The sequence below is a fragment of the Neohoeflea coraliihabitans genome (genome assembly GCF_019334345.1).
Classification (GTDB): Bacteria; Pseudomonadota; Alphaproteobacteria; order Rhizobiales; family Rhizobiaceae; genus Pseudohoeflea; species Pseudohoeflea coraliihabitans.
This window is the reverse complement of the sequence record NZ_JAHWQX010000005.1, coordinates 1-14960: the sequence shown is the minus strand read 5'-3', so window position 1 is coordinate 14960 and position 14960 is coordinate 1. Positions and strand designations below refer to the sequence as shown.

At 61.9% G+C, this 14960-nt stretch carries 12 protein-coding genes; 10 read left to right on the top strand and 2 right to left on the bottom strand.

The features are described from left to right. Positions 1-29: 29 nt before the first annotated feature. The 7 genes from KY465_RS17205 (at position 30) to KY465_RS17175 (ending at position 7006) form a co-directional block, all read left to right on the top strand. Entirely contained in the window at positions 30-986 is a 957-nt protein-coding gene (locus tag KY465_RS17205) for a sugar ABC transporter substrate-binding protein (protein ID WP_219203351.1), read from the top strand. Positions 987-1066: 80 nt separating this feature from the next. After that, positions 1067-1864 carry an SDR family NAD(P)-dependent oxidoreductase gene (locus tag KY465_RS17200; RefSeq protein ID WP_219203350.1) on the top strand — a complete coding sequence of 266 codons (798 nt, stop codon included), beginning with the start codon at positions 1067-1069 and terminating at the stop codon, positions 1862-1864. 66 nt (positions 1865-1930) lie between these two features. Then, positions 1931-2905: an ABC transporter permease gene (locus KY465_RS17195; RefSeq protein WP_219203349.1), complete on the top strand. Its 975-nt coding sequence runs from the start codon at positions 1931-1933 to the stop codon at positions 2903-2905. Positions 2906-2915: 10 nt separating this feature from the next. Next, positions 2916-3917 (top strand): ABC transporter permease, encoded by a 1002-nt coding sequence (locus KY465_RS17190; protein WP_219203348.1) that lies wholly within the window; start codon positions 2916-2918, stop codon positions 3915-3917. After that, entirely contained in the window at positions 3914-5428 is a 1515-nt protein-coding gene (locus KY465_RS17185; protein WP_219203347.1) for a sugar ABC transporter ATP-binding protein, read from the top strand. The genes KY465_RS17190 and KY465_RS17185 overlap by 4 nt, the downstream gene beginning before the upstream one ends. A gap of 1 nt (position 5429) precedes the next feature. Next, on the top strand, positions 5430-6305 hold the full coding sequence (locus KY465_RS17180; protein WP_219203346.1) for an NAD(P)-dependent oxidoreductase: 876 nt from the start codon (positions 5430-5432) through the stop codon (positions 6303-6305). Further along, positions 6302-7006, top strand: coding sequence for a ThuA domain-containing protein (locus KY465_RS17175; protein ID WP_219203345.1), 705 nt, complete (start codon positions 6302-6304; stop codon positions 7004-7006). Before KY465_RS17180 ends, KY465_RS17175 begins: the two co-directional genes overlap by 4 nt. Before the next feature lie 31 nt (positions 7007-7037). Here KY465_RS17175 and KY465_RS17170 read toward each other — a convergent pair whose 3' ends face one another. Together KY465_RS17170 and KY465_RS17165 are read right to left on the bottom strand one after the other, a co-directional pair. Next, positions 7038-9299 (bottom strand): PBP1A family penicillin-binding protein, encoded by a 2262-nt coding sequence (locus tag KY465_RS17170; RefSeq protein WP_255561798.1) that lies wholly within the window; start codon positions 9297-9299, stop codon positions 7038-7040. Between the two features lie 175 nt (positions 9300-9474). Beyond that, entirely contained in the window at positions 9475-10422 is a 948-nt protein-coding gene (locus tag KY465_RS17165; RefSeq protein WP_219203344.1) for an AraC-like ligand-binding domain-containing protein, read from the bottom strand. Positions 10423-10628: 206 nt separating this feature from the next. Here KY465_RS17165 and capB point away from each other — a divergent pair, with 206 nt between their 5' ends. From capB to KY465_RS17150, 3 genes are all read left to right on the top strand, one after another. Beyond that, positions 10629-12380 (top strand): caprolactamase subunit beta, encoded by a 1752-nt coding sequence (gene capB / locus KY465_RS17160; protein WP_255561797.1) that lies wholly within the window; start codon positions 10629-10631, stop codon positions 12378-12380. A gap of 16 nt (positions 12381-12396) precedes the next feature. Continuing rightward, positions 12397-14481, top strand: a complete 2085-nt coding sequence (gene capA, locus KY465_RS17155) for a caprolactamase subunit alpha (protein ID WP_219203342.1) — start codon at positions 12397-12399, stop codon at positions 14479-14481. A 141-nt stretch (positions 14482-14622) separates the two neighbouring features. Next, positions 14623-14960, top strand: a 338-nt coding sequence (locus KY465_RS17150; protein WP_219203341.1) for a LamB/YcsF family protein, incomplete at its 3' end; no start/stop codon positions are given.

Below are 14960 nucleotides of genomic sequence, written 5' to 3'. Positions count from 1 at the left end.
TGTGAGAACGCAATTCGGGAGGAAACGAGATGAAAATTCGCACGATACTTGCCGTGTCGACGGCTGTGGCCGGCTTGACCCTGGCCAATGCCGCTCTTGCCGCGGAATACACGATCGGCATCACGCAGAACAATGTGGGCGTCGACAGCTACCAGACGACCTATGACAAGGCCTTCAAGGAGGCGGCGGAAGCCAATCCCGATGTCGAAGCCGTTGTTCTCGATGCCGGCGGCGATGTCGCCCGCCAGATTGCCCAGATCGAAGACCTGATTCAGCAGGAAGTCGATGCGATCATCATCTGGCCGACCAACGGCGAGGCCGTCATCCCGGCCGTGCGCAAGGCAAAGAAGGCCGGCATTCCGGTGATTGTCACCAACTCGAACATTGCCGAGGCCGGCTTTGATTTCGTCAAGTCCTTCTCGGGACCGGACAACATCACGCAAGGCGCGCGCTCCGCTGAAATCATGTGCGACAAGTTCAAGGATATGGGCATCGAGACAAGCGCCAAGGTCGTGCAGATCTCCGGACAGCCCGGTTACACCACGGCGATCGAGCGTCAGAAGGGCTTTGATGACCGTCTTCCGGAAGTCTGCCCTGATGTGGAAGTTCTGGAAACCCAGCCTGGCGACTGGAACCGCGAGAAATCGCAGAAGGTGATGGAAGCGTTCCTGGTCAAATACGACAAGATCGATGGCGTCTATGCCGGCGATGACAACATGGGCGTCGGCGCCTTGAACGCTGCCAAGGCTGCGGGTCGCGATGGTATCATCTTTGTCGGTGCCACCAACTTCGCGGTTGGATACGAAGCCATGGAAAAGGGTGAATACTGGGGCTCGATCTACCAGTCTCCGGTTGATGACGCCAAAGCCGCGCTGAAAACGGCTGTCGACGTCCTGGAAGGCAAGGATGTGCCCTTCCTCAACTACTTCGATACGCCGAAGATCACCCAGGACAACATGTCGGACTACACCAAGCCGGTCTTCTGATCGCCGGCTCTGTTGTGCGCCGGGCGTCGCGGGGGCGGCGCCCGGCTTTTCATGTTGACCATGGGGTCTGGGAGGCAATCATGGCTCGGGTTTCAGGACGCTCATGCATCGTCACCGGTGCGGCGCGCGGCATCGGCCGTGCGATCGGGGAAGCACTGCTTGATGAGGGCGCGGACGTTTGCTTTGCCGACATCGACGGCGCCGGGGTCGCCGAAGTGGCGCGGGCAAATGAGATGCGCGCCCGACAGGGCGGCGGCAGGGTGACCCATGCGGCAGTCGATGTCACCGATCGCAGCCAGGTCTGCGCCATGATCTCCCATGCGGTGGATCAGTTCGGCAAGATCGACGTCAAATTCAACAATGCCGGCGTCAACAAGCCGATGAATTTTCTCGACGTCACCGATGACAACTGGAATTTCATCATGGGGGTCAACGGGCTCGGCTGCATGATCGGCATGCAGGAAGCGGCACGCCAGATGATCGCCCAGGGCACCGGCGGCAAGATCATCAATACTGCTTCGATCGCCAGCCGCCAGGGGTTTGACAATGTTGCGCCCTATTGCGCCAGCAAATGGGCGGTGGTCGCCCTGACCCAGTCCGGCGCCCGCGATCTGGCCAAGCACAACATCACCGTCACCGGCTTTGCGCCCGGCGTCGTCGCCACCGAAATGTGGGAGCAGGTCGATCAGGATCTTCTCGACATCGGTGCCGCCGACCGGCCCGGCCAGGCGATGGAGGAGTTCGCCGCCGGCATCCTCAAGGGCCGCGTCGCGAAACCCGGCGACATCACCGGCACGACGACCTTTCTGGCATCACCGGACAGCGATTACATGACCGGTCAGATTGTCATGATCGACGGCGGCATGGTTCTTGTCTGACGGCAGGACCAAAATCACGACTGAATGTGCGGCAGAGACACGCACAACTGCGGGAGGCAGGACGGCATGGCTGGTTGGACCAGATCGGATATCGGCGGATTTCTCGCCAAACAGGGAATCCTGATCGCTTTTTTTCTGTTCATCATTGGCTTCACCATCGCCAATGAGCGTTTCCTCGCACCGGAAAACATCATGGGCGTGGTCCGCTCATCGGCCATTCTCGGCGTCATGGCGCTCGGCGTCACATTCGTCGTGATCAGTGGCAATCTCGACCTGTCCGTGGGGTCGATGATGTCCTTTTCGACCATCGTCGTGCTCGACCTGCATGACAAGCTCGGGCCGGCCCTGGCCATTCCCGCCATGTTCGCCCTGACACTGTGCCTCGGGGCGCTGATCGGCTTTCTTGTGGGTTACCTCAAGCTCAATTCGCTGATTGTCACGCTCGGCATGCTCTCGGCCATTCATGGGCTTACCCTGACCTATTCCGGCGGCAAGAACATGGACATTGCCGACAAGGGCGGCACCTGGTTCTCGATCTTCGGGCAGGGGGAAATATTCGGCATTCCGGTGCCGATCCTGATTTTCGTGGGCCTGGCCGCCCTTCTCGGCATCGTGCTGGCGCGAACGCCATTCGGTCGCAAGGTCTATGCAGTGGGCGGCAACGGGGTGGCTGCAACCTTCTCCGGCATTCGGCGCGCGCGCATCGTCTTTGCCTGCTATCTCCTCTCCTCGTTTTGCGTCGCCACAGCCGGACTGATCCAGGCAAGCCGCAGCCTCGGCAGCCAGAATACGGTCGGTCAGGGATTGGAACTGGAGGTTCTCGCTGCCGTGATCCTCGGTGGCGCTTCGCTGCTCGGTGGCTCGGGAACCATCTTCAAGACAATCATCGGGGTGTTGATTCTCGGCTTCATCCAGAACGGGCTGTTGCTCGTCGGGCTGCAATTCTACGCCCAGTACGTCGTGACCTGGATCATCATCATCCTGGCGGTCTGGCTCGACATCGCGGCCAAGCGCGGCCGGCTCTGGTCCCCCCTGGCGTGAGGTCGAACTGATGACAAGCGAAACCAAAACCCGTCTCTTCAAACAGGGTGCCATCTGGGGCTTCATCGCCTTCGAACTGATTTTCTTCTCGGTGGCCGGCAGCTATTTCTCGCTGTCCAAGGGCGCCTTCATGGATGCCGACAACATGCTTCTGCTGTTCAAGCAATCGGCGCCGATCGGCATCATCGCGCTCGGCATGACCATTGTCATGATCAACGGCAACATCGACCTGAGCGTCGGCGCCACCTATGCGCTTTCCGCCATCGTGCTGCTCGACAGCATGACGTGGCCGATTTTCGCCGGACTGGGTGACTGGGTTATCCCGATCTCCTGGGCCCTTGCTCTCCTGACCGGCGCAGTGCTCGGCGCCGTCAACGGGCTGATCGTCTGGAAGACCGGTGTCGATGCCTTCATCGTCACTCTTGGCTCGATGCTCGGCTATCGCGGTCTGGTCTTCATGTACAATGGCGAGGATCCGACCTCGCATCTCAATTGGACGCTGGTTGATTTTGCCGAAGCGCAGTTCCTCGGCCTGCACACCGCCACATGGTTCTTGTTGGGCGTCGCGGTCATCCTCTGGTTGCTGATGAACCGCACCGTGCACGGGCGCAATGCCTATGCCATCGGCGACAACCGCGAGGCTGCCGTCAATGCCGGCATTCGCGTCGGACCTCACATGCTGCTCAATTTCGTGCTGATCGGTTTTCTTGCGGCTCTCTCCGCAGTGGTTTTTTACTCCGAGAGCGGTTCGGTCAATCCCAATGACGGCAGCCTGTTTGAATTGTGGGCCATCACCGCGGTCGTTCTTGGCGGGACCAAACTGGCTGGCGGATCCGGATCGATCATATCGACGCTCGGCGGCGTCATTGCCATCCAGTTGCTCAGGAAAGGCCTGGGCTACATCGGTGCCGGCACCGAGACCGTAAATCTGGTGATCGGACTGATCCTGGTTGCGGTGCTCTTCCTCGACCGCCAGCTCAACGTCAAGGCCAAAGGGGAGTTGAAAGTATGAGCACCGCCACACCGGCCCTTCGTCTCGAAAACATCGTCAAGACCTTCCCCGGGGTCCGCGCCCTGGATGGCGTCTCCTTCTCGGTCCTGCCGGGCGAGGTACATGCCCTGATGGGCGAGAACGGCGCCGGCAAGTCGACCCTGATGAAGGTGCTCGGCGGCATCTATCAGCCCGATGGCGGTGAGATCATCGTCAGCGAACAGAAAGTGGTGATGCGCTCGCCGCTCGAGGCCAAGCACAAGGGCATCGTGTTCATTCACCAGGAGCTCAGCCTCGCCAAGGAATTGAGTGTCGCGGAAAACATCTATCTCGGCGAATTGCCGCACAATCGTTTCGGGCTTGTCGACTGGCAGCACCTGTTTGAAAAGACGGATGCCATCCTGCAGCGCCTGAAGGTCGGTTTCGACGCCCGCACCCGCGTCGGCGACCTGTCGATTGCCAATCAGCAGATGGTCGAGATTGCCCGCGCGCTTACGCACGAGGCCAAGGCGGTCATTTTCGATGAGCCGACGGCGTCGCTGACCGATGCTGAAAAGGTGGTGCTGTTCGAAGTCATCGAGGATCTCAAGTCGCACGGCGTCGGCATCATCTACATCTCGCACCGCATGGAAGAGATTTTCAAGATGACCGATCGCATCACTGTCCTGCGCGATGGGCAGTACCGCGGCACGCTGGACACGGCGCAGACCACGGAGGAGGACATCACGCAACTGATGATCGGACGCAAGCTCGACCTGACGCGCAACGCCGTTGATCACGAATTTGGCGCCGCCGCCCTGGAGGTTGAGAATCTCTCCTGCGGCACGCTCTACACCGACATCAGCTTCAGTGTGCGCGAAGGGGAAGTGGTTGGATTCTACGGTCTGGTCGGCGCCGGGCGCACGGAGATCGCCGAGACGCTGTTCGGACTGCGTACCCCGACGGCCGGCAAGATCCTCCTGAATGGCCGCGAGGTTCACATCGAATCCCCCGTTGATGCGATCGAGCTGGGGATCTCGCTTGTGCCTGAAAACCGCAAGGAACAGGGACTGGTGCTCGGGATGAACTGCCGCGACAACATGACGTTGCCGCAGGTTGATGCCCTTGTTTCCGGCCCGTTCGTCAAGGACAGCGCCGAGATCGAGATCTTCGGCCACTATCGCGACAAGCTGGAAATCAAGACGCCGAGCTGGAAGCAGCTTGCCGGCAATCTGTCCGGCGGCAACCAGCAGAAGATCGTCATCGGCAAATGGCTGTCGATGCATCCGAAAGTGCTCATCGTCGATGAACCGACCCGCGGCATCGATGTCGGGTCCAAGTCGGAGATTCACAAGCTGATCCGGGACCTGGCGTCCCAGGGCTACGCCATTATCGTGATCTCCTCCGAAATGCCGGAGATCCTGCACGTCTCGGACCGCATCGTCGCCATGTACAGCGGCCGGATCATGCGCACCTTCACCGCCCAGGAGGTGACCGAGGACAGTCTGATCCAGGCGATCTCCGGTCTTGGCGAGAGTGAGAAGGTCGCCTGATATGCGCATCGGCTTCGCCGGACTTGGCCGCATGGGCCGTCGGATGGCTGCAAACTGCGCCGGGGCCGGCTATCAGCTCAATCTGTGGAACCGCAGCCGCGGGCCGGCCGAGGAACTGGCCGCAACGCTGCCTGACGCCCGCGTCGTCTCGGACCCTGCCGAACTGGCGTCAAACAGCGATGTCGTCATCACCATGCTTGCCGATGACGAGGCTGCGCGCCGGGTCTATTGTGGCGATGACGGCTTGCTCTCAGGCCAGGGTGCCTCGATCCTGGTTGAAATGGGAACGATGAGCCCGGCGCTGATTGCCGAACTCGCTGCCGCGGCGCGCAAGAAAGACAAGCGCTTTCTCGATGCGCCCGTATCCGGTGCGACGGAAGCAGCGCGACAGGCGCAATTGCTGATCATGGCTGGTGGCCAGCAAACCGATTTTGAAGACCTCGAACCCGTCTTTGCGGCGATGGGACGCAAGACCATCTGGCTCGGCGCCACCGGCCATGGCGCCGTCATGAAACTGGCCGTCAACATGCTGATTCATGGCCTGAACCAGACTCTGGCCGAAGCCCTGACCCTTGCGGCTCGGGCCGGTATCACCGAGTCCGACGCCTATGACGTCATCGAAAATTCCGCCGCCGCTGCCCCGATGCTCAAATACCGGCGGGCGCATTATCTCGACGAGGCGGCACAGGACGTTTCCTTCACTGTCGACCTGGCCGCCAAGGATGTCGGCGTGGCGCTTGACCTCGCCGCACGGCACGGCGTTGCAATGCCGCAGACACAAGCCACCCTGTCGGTCCTGCGCGAGGCCATTGCCGCCGATTTCGGGCAGCGCGACATGGCTTCGATTTTCAGTTTCATCAAGGAGAAATCGGAATGAAGGCAGCCCTGTTCGTCGGCGGGTGGGAAGGCCATACGCCGACCCATTTCGCCGACTGGTACAAAGCCCTGCTCGAGGAAAACGGCTGCGAGGTCGATGTCTATGACACGCTTGAACCGCTCGAAGAGCCGGAAAAGCTGGCCGATATCGATTTGATCACGCCGATCTGGTCGTCAGCGCGCTCCGGCCATCAGGACGAGTTTGGCAACATGACCAAACGTCAGGAAGACGGGCTGTTGCAGCTGATTTCGTCCGGCTGCGGCATCGCCGGCTGGCATGGGCACATGGGCGACGCGTTTCGCGACCGGCCGACCTACCATTTTCTCATTGGCGGTCAGTTTGTCGCCCACCCGCCGGGATGGCCCGACAACCTGCAGCCCACCGAGGATTACATCGACTACGATGTCACCATCTGCCGGCCGGACGATCCGATCGTCCGCGGCATCCGCAGCTTCCGGCTGCGCTCGGAGCAATATTACATGCTCGTTGATCCCTCCAACGAGGTGTTGGCGACGACGACATTTTCCGGCGATCATCTATGGTGGATCGAGGGAACGGTCATCCCGGTGGTCTGGAAGCGGCGCTGGGACAAGGGCCGGGTCTTTTACTGTTCGATCGGGCACGAGCTCGATGACCTCAAGGTGCCGCAGGTGACAGAGATCATCCGTCGCGGCGCTTTGTGGGCGGCACGCGACAAGTGAGGCCACAACCACCCGGATTTCATGCTCGTTTTCACTTGGTGCACAGCTTGCGCCGCCCTCGGTAGGGCTGAAAGGTGCAGTCAGACACCCTGAACGACCGGTAGGCCCGCGAACAGGCACGGACATTGCAGGCCGGCGCGGCCTGTCTCTCTCTTGCTTGCGCCAGCGGTTCTCCCTCCTTTTGCGGTCGGGAGATCAGAGACCCCGCCGGCTGGTACCCGGAGGCATTGGCCATGAATTTCTGCCAGATCTTGGCTGGTAGACCGCCACCAGCGACATTGTCCATCGCGGTTCCGTCGTCATTTCCAACCCAGACGCCCACCGTCATCGATTCATTGAACCCGATGAACCACGCATCCCGGAAATTCTGGCTGGTGCCGGTCTTTCCGGCCGCAAATCCGTCAAGCCGCGCCGCCTTGCCGGTGCCGCGGTCGACAACCAGTTGCAGCAGGCCGGTCAGGGTGCGGTGGTCCTTTTCCGACAGCCGTATCTTCGGCTCCGCCGGCCGGCTCACCCGGAAGGATTGATTGCTGCCGTCGACCGAGAAGGATACATTGCCCCACGGTTCGATGGGGGCCACCCCGGCCCGCACCGAAGCATAGGCCCCCGTCAGGTCGAGCAAAGTCACTTCCGATGCCCCAAGGGCCAGGCTGGGTGTCTCGGTCAGGTCCGCGTTGATGCCGAGATCACGCGCCGCTGCGGCGACATTGTCGATGCCCACATCGAGGGCGAGCTGCACCGTGGCGGCATTGAGGGATCGGGCAAAAGCTTCCGCCAGGCTGACCCGACCGTGAAATTTCCCTCCATAGTTTTCCGGCTTCCAGCCGTCGAGCTCGATCGGCGCATCATTCAGGCGGTCGTTGGGCTCATAGCCGGCGCGCAGCGCTGCGTAGTAGACAAACAGCTTGAACGTCGAGCCGGGCTGCCGTTCCGCCGAGGTCGCCCGGTTGAACGACGATGCGCTGTAGTCGCGTCCGCCGACCATCGCCACCACACCACCATCCGGCCGCAGCGCCACGAGGGCCGCCTGCGACGCCCCCGAGGCCGCGCCCTCTTCGTTCATCACGGTCTCGATCGCCGCCTCGGCCATTCTCTGCAGTTCCGGCACAAGCGTCGTCGACACAGAGATGTCGCCGCGAAACGATCCGGCAATTTCCCGTGCCGAAGGGCGAATCCAGTCGGTGAACCAGGAGCCGTCGCCAGTCTCTTCTCGCCCCGGATTGAGATCCAGGGACGCCAGCGCCGCCGTCTCGCGGTCGCTGGCGGCATCCGTTTCGATATGACCGGCAGCCTGCATTGCATTGATGACAGTGCGTGCCCGCTCGCGCGCCGCCTCCGGGTTTTCAAGAGGATTAAGCTGCGAGGGCGCGCGAATCAGGCCGGCGAGCATGGCACTTTCCGGCAAGGTCAGCTCACCCACCTCCTTGCTGAAATAGATCCGCGCCGCGGCAGGCATTCCCGTCGCGCCGGCGCCGAGATAGATGTTGTTCAGATACCTTTCGAGAATCTGCTCCTTGCTCATGCGGCGCTCGATCCACAGGGCGAGAAAGGCTTCCTGGATCTTGCGGCGGATCGTCCGGTCGCGTTCGAGATAGAGGATTTTCAGCAATTGCTGGGTGATCGTGCTGCCGCCCTCGACAACCTGACCGGCCGTGACATTGCGCACCAGCGCCCGCGTCATGCCGCGCAGATCCAAGCCCCAGTGGTCCATGAAGCGCCGGTCTTCGATCGACATCACTGCTTTGACCAGATGGTCGGGAAAGGCGCTGTACGGGGTATTTGCGCCGCGATACGGTCCCTGTTGGATCAGCGCTTCCCCGTCCGCCGACTTGAGGACAACGATCGGGTCGACCGTCTCGTCCGCGATCTTCGACAATGGTACGTCATGCAGCGCCCAGACCGCCGTGAGGGCCACAACGAGGAGGGCCGTCAGGGCACCCCCGGCCAGCAGCGCAACGAGGCGGCGCCTGAGCGGCATCTCCCGCAATCGGCGCAACCCGGCCGAACCGGTTCGATGTCGGGTATCGGGAGCTGCGGAGCGATCGTCCGCAGCCGCGGTGCGGCGCGTGCTGACGACCGCCGAGGCCGTCATCGCCCTCAACCGGCGTGCAGCGTCCCTCGCAGCGGGGCCGGCAGTGGCGCGGGCCTGCCGGGTCAGCCGGGCGGCGTCGTCCCGCAGAGCGAAAAGCAGAGAGCGAAAGGCATGGCCGCTGCGGGACACCTCGTCGCCATCGTGGCGACTCTCGCCAGCGGGATCACGATCAGATCGTTTGCTCGTCTCGCGCTCGCTCATTCGCCGTTTCGATCTCATCATGGGTTGGGAACTGCCGAAACGTTGCAACTAGCCTTGAACACGGTGGTTTCAAGCTTCCCCGGAGCCCGGCGCGGCCCTCTGAGACAAAATAGTCTGACCTTCCGGCGATTTTTCTGAATGCCCAGAGAGAGAACGGGCGCGAGACTGAGGCAGATCAGGCCTGCCGCGCCCTGTGCTCCGAGGGCGTCTCGCCGAACCGTGCCTTGAACAGACGTGAGAATTGCGCCTGGTCGCAAAAGCCGAACCGGTAGGCGATCTCGGCGATCGACCGGTTGCTGGCCACCTCCAGCATCGCGCGCGCCGCTATAAGCCTCTGGTCGCGAATGTGCTGCGAAACCGTCCCGTTCACATCTCTGAACAGGTCATGCAGATAGCGTTTCGACACGCCACAGGCATTGGCGATCGTTTCGGGCGATAGCGAGGGATCGGTCAGATGCGCCGCGATGTAATCGCCTGCCCGCCGCAGGTGAGCCGTCCGCACCGCCGATCCGGCCATGGATTCGCCTGATCCGCGGTCCTCGAGCGCCAGAGTGAGGAGTTCAATCAGGTGCCGGCTGACCACCGCAGCGCTCGCCGCGTCGGTGATCGTATCCTCGTCGTGCAGCCGCCGAGCCATTGCCGAGAACAGCCCGCCCATGCCGGAGCGCCCGTCAAATACGCGCGCGCAATGCTGGTCCGGTTCGCGCAAATAGGTGCCGAGCAGCGGTTTCGGCACCTTCAGGACGAGCAGGTCATTGGCCTCCTCATAGGAAAACCGGTACGGGGCATCGCCGCGCTCGAGAATGAAACCGCCGGGCTCGCACCGCACTTCGCGGTTCATTTGATAAAAGGTGACCGGACTTCTGCGTGGCAGCGTGACGAGGAACTCTTCTTCGCTGGTGCTGCTGATGTGGCGCGGCAGACGCTCATACTGCAACGGCTCGGTGCGCAGCCGCGAGACTTCGATGCGCCCCACGGAGCGGTTCGACAGTTTGCCCTTGAACCGGCTGGCCGATCGATAAGTCAGGGCCAGGGGAAAATAGACATCGGCGATTACCGCACTCCACGCCGCAGCGCGGTCCGGGGGCGGAATCCGGTCTGTCGAGTGGGCAATCCACGTCATCGGGACATTGTTTCCTGCCGCTATCTCCCGTGAAGACTAGAGCCGGCAGGACCCTCTAGCAAGCACCTTCGCGCCCAACCTCTCCTGCGCCGAGCGACAAACGATGCTTCGCCCAGCGTCAAGACCGCAGCGGGGAAACAGGGCAGCCTGCGCGTTTGAATGCGCGCCAATGGGAGTTACGCGCATTCCCACGGAGGATGACGCAGATGGCAATACCGGAAGTCGATCCGATCACCTTGTCAGTGGTCAGGGGCGTTTTGGAAACCACGCAGCGCGAGATGACACTGGCTTTGGAGCAGACCGCACGCTCCTCTGTGTTCAATCTGGCGCACGATTATTCGACCGCGCTGTTCAACCACACGCCGGAAATGATTCTGCAGGGCCAGGATATCCCGATCCATCTTGGCAGCCTGATACCGGCGATGAAGGCAGTCGATTCCTTCTTCGAGGGAGACATCCATGAAGGCGACCTGATCCTTCACAACGACCCGGATTATGCCGGCAGCCACATCATCGATACCTGCATGTATTACCCCGTCTTCTACCAGGGAGAACTGGTCTTCTGGACCGTGTGCAAGGGTCACCTCACAGACATCGGCGGGCCGGTTCCCGCCGGTTACAATCCGGACGCCAAGGAGATTTACGCCGAGGGACTGCGTATCCCGCCGATCAAGATCTGGGATCGCGGCACACCGCGCAATGACATCCTCAACATGCTCCTGACCAATATGCGGGCGCGGCGCGACCAGGAGGGCGATTTCAACGCGCTGATCGGTGCCTGTCAGGTCGGCGCCCGCAACCTGATTGCCCTCCTCGACAAATACGGCAAGCAGACCGTGCAGGATTGCATCGAGGTGCTGCTCGACATGGCCAACCGCCACATGAGCAAGCTGATTGCCGAGGTGCCGGATGGCACCTATTCGGGCACCGCCATTCTCGAGGATGCCGGGCACGGCTTCGGCGATTTCGAGATCACCGCCACCGTCCTCATCGAGGGCGAGAATTGTCACATCACCATCGATAGCCCGCCGCAGATCCCCTATTTCATCAACAGTTATGAGGGCAACAGCTATTCCGGCGTCTATCTTGGCCTGATGATGTTTGCCCAGCTCCCCCCACCCTACAACGAGGGGCTGTATCGCAACGTCACGGTCGACATGGGCCCGAAAGGCACGCTGTGCAATGCCAAGTCACCGGCGCCGCACATGAACTGCACGACAACGCCGATGGAGACGCTGACGGACGCAGTGCGGCTGGCCTTTGAGAAGGCGGCTCCCGACAAGGTGTCAGCCAGCTGGGGCCATGCCAACGGCTGTAACATTGCTGGCTGGGATACCCGGCATGACGAGGAATATGTCACCATGGTGCTGGCCTCGATCATCTCCGGCGCCGGCGCCACCGCCACCCAGGATGGCTGGCATGCCTGCGGCCCGGAATGCTGCTTTGGCGCGCTGACCTCCGGCGATATCGAAATGCTCGAGCACAGCTACCCGATCATCATCCACGAATATGGGCTGATGGAGGACTCCGGCGGCGCCGGCAAGCATCGCGGCGGCTCCGGAACCCGCTGGCAGGTTGAGCCGCTCGACAGTCCGATGACACTGATCACCTTTGGTGAAGGCCGCCGGATCCCGGCAATGGGCGCGGCCGGTGCCAAATCGGAAATGATCGACAAGAAAGTCGGTCGCCTCGAGCTGACCCGCGACGGTCGCACCCAGGTGATCACCGACAATGTGATCGAGACCATTCATCCCGGGGAAAGGGCCGCCAACATGAATCCCGGTGGCGGCGGTTTCGGCCCAGCCTTCGAGCGCGACCCCCAGCGCGTCGTCGACGATGTCCGCAATGGCCTGGTCTCGATCGAGGGCGCCCGCCGCGACTATGGCGTGGTGATCAGCGACGCGCAGACACTGCAAATCGATGCCGAAGCGACATCCAAGCTGCGGGCCAGCGCCTGAACGAGGGGGAAAAGACATGCGTACACAATATCGTCTCGGAATTGATGCCGGCGGCACCTTTACTGACTTCGTTCTCGCCGAAAGGAACGGCAATGTTCGCCTGTTCAAGGTCCTTTCCACCCCCTCGGATCCGACCCGCGCCATCCGCAATGGCCTTGATCTGATCACCGAGGAAACCGGCATCGCCGCCGGAGAGATCGTCGCCAACTCCGATCTGTGCATAAATGGCACCACCGTCGGCCTGAATGCTCTGATTACCCATCGCGGCGCGAAGACCGCCTTGATTGCCACCAGGGGACATGAGGACAGCATCGAGATTCGCCTCGGCCACAAGGAGGATGGCTATCGCTATGATCCGGAATACCCGCCGGCGACCATGCTGGCGCCGCGCTATCTGCGCCGCGGCGTGCGCGAGCGGGTGATTTCCAATGGCACCGTGCACACGCCCCTCAATGAGGACGATGTGCGCGCCGCTTGCCGCCATTTTCTCAACGAAGGCGTCGAATCCGTTGCCATTTCCTTTGTCTGGTCGGTGCTGCATCCGGCGCACGAATTGCGCGCCGCTGAAATTGTCCGCGAGATGATGCCGGATGTGCTTCTGACCGTCGGTTCGCAACTCTACCCGCAGGTCCGCGAATACACCCGCACCTCGACCGCCGTGGTCAATGCCTATCTGGGTCCGATCCTGCGCCGCTACGTTGAAGCCGTCGACGCCCATTTCGCCGCTCTCGGCGCCCGCAATCCGGTACGCTATTTCCAGTCCAACGGCGGTCTGGCGAAAGGCAGCGTCGTCTCCGATCAGTCGGTCTATGCGATCAATTCAGGCCCCGCCTCCGCGCCGCAGGCCGCCCTTTATATTGGCGAGCCATGGGACGAGAAGAACATCATCACCATCGACATGGGCGGTACTTCCTTCGACATCACCCTGACCCGCGACGGCAAGGCGAACATCAACAAGAACATCGATTTCCTGCGCTACCGCATCGGCATTCCGATGATCCAGGTGGAAACGCTTGGCGCCGGCGGCGGCTCGATCGGCTGGATCGACGAAATGGGCCTGCTGCAGATGGGACCGCAATCGGCCGGATCGGAACCGGGGCCGGCCTGTTATGGCCAGGGCGGCGAGGAACCGACAACCACCGACGCCAATATCACCCTCGGCTATCTCAGCGATGAGGGGCTTGTGGGCGGGCGTCTGCCGCTCGATCGCGACAAGGCGCGCCAGGCCATCCGTGACAAGCTTGCCGATCCGCTCGGCATCAGCGTCGAGAAGGCGGCGCACGGCATGTTCACCATTGTCAACAACAACATGGTCAACGGCATCCGCCGCGTCTCGGTGGAACGCGGCTATGATCCGCGCGATTTCGTGTTGATGGGCGCCGGCGGGGCGACCGGTGCGCATATCACCGCACTGGCTCGCGAGATCGGCATCCGCAAGGTGCTGGTCTCCAAGCTGGCATCCGGCCTGTGTGCCTACGGGCAGATCATCTCCGATGTGAAGTACAACTACATGGCGCCGGCCCCGACCCGGTTGGAAGGCGCTGAGGCGGCGAAAAAACTCGACACCTTGTTTGGTGAGCTCGAAGCCCGTGGCATCGCCGATCTCGAGGCAGATGAGTTCACCCGCGACCGGATCTCCATTCGCCGCAGCCTCGACATGCGCTACACCGGTCAGGTGCACGAATGCACCGTCGAGATCGAGGCAGGGTCCATCGATGAGGCAGGCCTTGATGCAATCCGCTCGGCCTTCCATGCCCGCCATCGCGAACTCTACACCTATGACGAGCCGCACAGTGCCGTCGAGGTCGTCAACATCGAGAGCACGATCCAGGGTCATGTCGAAAATCCCAAACGCATGCATCTCGCTGCCGGCAAAGGGGCCGACACGGCACTCAAGGGCCGGCGGCCGATGGTCTTCGACGCCTCCGGGGCGACCACCGACACACCGGTTTACGACGGTGGGAAACTGGGCGCGGGGGACCGCGTTTCCGGTCCGGCGGTGATCGAGGAGGTGACCACGACGCTGGTGATCGAGCCCGGCTGGACGGCTGACCTGCACGAAAGCGGGGTCTATGTCATTACCAGCACGACAGCGGCCTGAGTGACCCTCGCCGCCGCACACCGGCCTATGGCTTATGAACGGTACCGCATTTACAATCGCATACGATGTTCCCTATCGTACCGGAACAGGTCGGGCGGCTTGTCGTGAATGCGCGGCCGCTGCAGAAGGAGCATGTGTTTGATGTCTGTTGATCTGAACTGTGACATGGGGGAGAGTTTCGGTCTGTATTCGTTTGGCGATGATGCGGCGTTGATGCCGTTGATTTCGCAGGCGAATGTTGCCTGTGGTTTTCACGCTTCCGATCCCAATCACATGCGCCGCACGGTTGATCTGGCGGGCACGCACGGGGTCCGGGTCGGGGCGCATGTGTCGCTTCCGGATCTGGCCGGTTTCGGGCGCCGCGAGATGAAGATCGAGCGCGACGAGATGGCCAACATCATTTTGTACCAGACCGGGGCTCTGAAGGGGTTTCTCGATGCCGCCGGTCTGCCGCTCAGCCATCTCAAGCCGCACGGGGC

Excerpts from the sequence above, each read along its gene's own strand:
- KY465_RS17195 (WP_219203349.1), top strand. The coding sequence starts at position 1,931 with ATGGCTGGTTGGACCAGATCGGATATCGGCGGATTTCTCGCCAAACAG.
- KY465_RS17205 (WP_219203351.1), top strand. The coding sequence starts at position 30 with ATGAAAATTCGCACGATACTTGCCGTGTCGACGGCTGTGGCCGGCTTG.
- KY465_RS17180 (WP_219203346.1), top strand. The coding sequence starts at position 5,430 with ATGCGCATCGGCTTCGCCGGACTTGGCCGCATGGGCCGTCGGATGGCT.
- KY465_RS17185 (WP_219203347.1), top strand. The coding sequence starts at position 3,914 with ATGAGCACCGCCACACCGGCCCTTCGTCTCGAAAACATCGTCAAGACC.
- KY465_RS17200 (WP_219203350.1), top strand. The coding sequence starts at position 1,067 with ATGGCTCGGGTTTCAGGACGCTCATGCATCGTCACCGGTGCGGCGCGC.
- capA (WP_219203342.1), top strand. The coding sequence starts at position 12,397 with ATGCGTACACAATATCGTCTCGGAATTGATGCCGGCGGCACCTTTACT.
- KY465_RS17170 (WP_255561798.1), bottom strand. The coding sequence starts at position 9,299 with ATGAGCGAGCGCGAGACGAGCAAACGATCTGATCGTGATCCCGCTGGC.
- KY465_RS17175 (WP_219203345.1), top strand. The coding sequence starts at position 6,302 with ATGAAGGCAGCCCTGTTCGTCGGCGGGTGGGAAGGCCATACGCCGACC.
- KY465_RS17190 (WP_219203348.1), top strand. The coding sequence starts at position 2,916 with ATGACAAGCGAAACCAAAACCCGTCTCTTCAAACAGGGTGCCATCTGG.
- capB (WP_255561797.1), top strand. The coding sequence starts at position 10,629 with ATGGCAATACCGGAAGTCGATCCGATCACCTTGTCAGTGGTCAGGGGC.
- KY465_RS17165 (WP_219203344.1), bottom strand. The coding sequence starts at position 10,422 with ATGACGTGGATTGCCCACTCGACAGACCGGATTCCGCCCCCGGACCGC.